Source organism: Escherichia sp. E14V7, assembly GCF_004212225.1.
Classification (GTDB): Bacteria; Pseudomonadota; Gammaproteobacteria; order Enterobacterales; family Enterobacteriaceae; genus Escherichia.
In genome coordinates, this window is sequence record NZ_RHJJ01000038.1 from 1 (window position 1) to 1,439 (window position 1,439).

The 1,439-nt window shown below is 49.3% G+C and carries 1 protein-coding gene; it reads left to right on the plus strand.

Translation table 11 applies throughout. From position 1 onward, the window contains the following. Positions 1 to 123: 123 nt before the first annotated feature. Positions 124 to 1,149, plus strand: coding sequence for an IS110 family transposase (locus D9741_RS23305; RefSeq protein ID WP_000868863.1), 1,026 nt, complete (start codon positions 124 to 126; stop codon positions 1,147 to 1,149). The last annotated feature ends 290 nt before the right edge of the window (positions 1,150 to 1,439 follow it).

A 1,439-nucleotide genomic window follows, 5' to 3' on the forward strand; every position in this document is an offset into this window, starting at 1 on the left:
CCACATGGATGTGGGCTGAGGGCGCGTTTTACAGGGATAATGAGATGGACGCTCCAGATTTTACGGTATCAAAGTACCAGACTGGATCGTTGCAATACGTCCTGAAAAATTAGGAGCGTCCACATGAAAGTATCAACTCTTGGTATCGACCTGGCAAAGAACGTTTTTCAGCTTCATGGTGTCGATCATGAAGGCCATACTATTTTGCGTAAAAAGCTCACCCGGGCTAAGTTTGTTCAGTTTGTGATTCAACTGGAACCTTGTCTGATTGGCATGGAAGCCTGCTCATCTAGTCATTATTTTGCGCGATTATTCACCCGCTATGGTCATGAGGTAAAACTCATACCTCCGCAGTATGTGAAGCCTTATGTGAAAACGAACAAGACGGATGCAGCAGATGCTGAAGCAATCTGCGAAGCGGTAACCCGTCCGAATATGCGTTTTGTTCAGATAAAAACCGAAGAGCAGCAGGCCGTTTTAGCGTTACACACTGAACGGGGAATACTTATCCGTGAGCGGATTGCCTGTGCCAATAGTTTAAGAGCCACACTTGCTGAGTTTGGTATTACGATTGCGGCCGGACAAAGCCATTTAACCCGTGAGCTGCCAGCCATTCTGGAGGATGGCGAAAATGGTTTATCTCCCTTTGTCAGAACCAGCATCTACAGACAGTCTAAACATATCCGGGAACTTGAAGAACAAGTTAAACAGGTAGAAGAAGCTCTGGCCTCCTGGTATAGAACGCAGGAAGCCTGCCAGAGAATGGCCAAAATCCCGGGGGTTGGCATGCTAACGGCCACTTATGTGGTAGCAGCAGTGGGTAATGCCCGACAATTCAGTACCGCAAAGCAGTTCGCTTCATGGCTGGGGCTGACACCAAAGGAACATTCCAGCGGCGGGAAACAGCAACTGGGAGGGATCAGCAAACGTGGAGATGGATATTTCCGATACCTGCTGGTTCACGGCGCACGCGCACTTACCGCCTGGGTCAACCGAAACGGCGCAGTTGAGGAGAATTCCTGGCTTCAGGGACTCCTGGAGCGGAAGCACTACAATGTAGCTGTTGTCGCCATGGCGGCAAAAACAGCGAGGATCATGTGGTCAATGTTGTCACACAATACTGAATATCAACCTCGGCAGCTCGCCTGACACAAGGTCAGTCAATCTGACGAGGTGCTGAAAAAAAGTTAACGTCCTGGTAGGTGCAGGTGACTTCAGAAGATGGCAAAACAGGTAAGACCGCAGGCAGGATACACCGAGAGGTAACAAGGGCAAGTTAGCCCGTAGAGGATGATTGGTACCTGCCTGGCGGATTTCATCATGGTTCGGGATAAAAATCCCATCAGAAACCGGATATATGGCTGCACCTACCCGTTTTATTACATAACTGAAGAAAGCATTGCATTCCGGGAGCGTCCATATATGTTACCTCGCGCCCG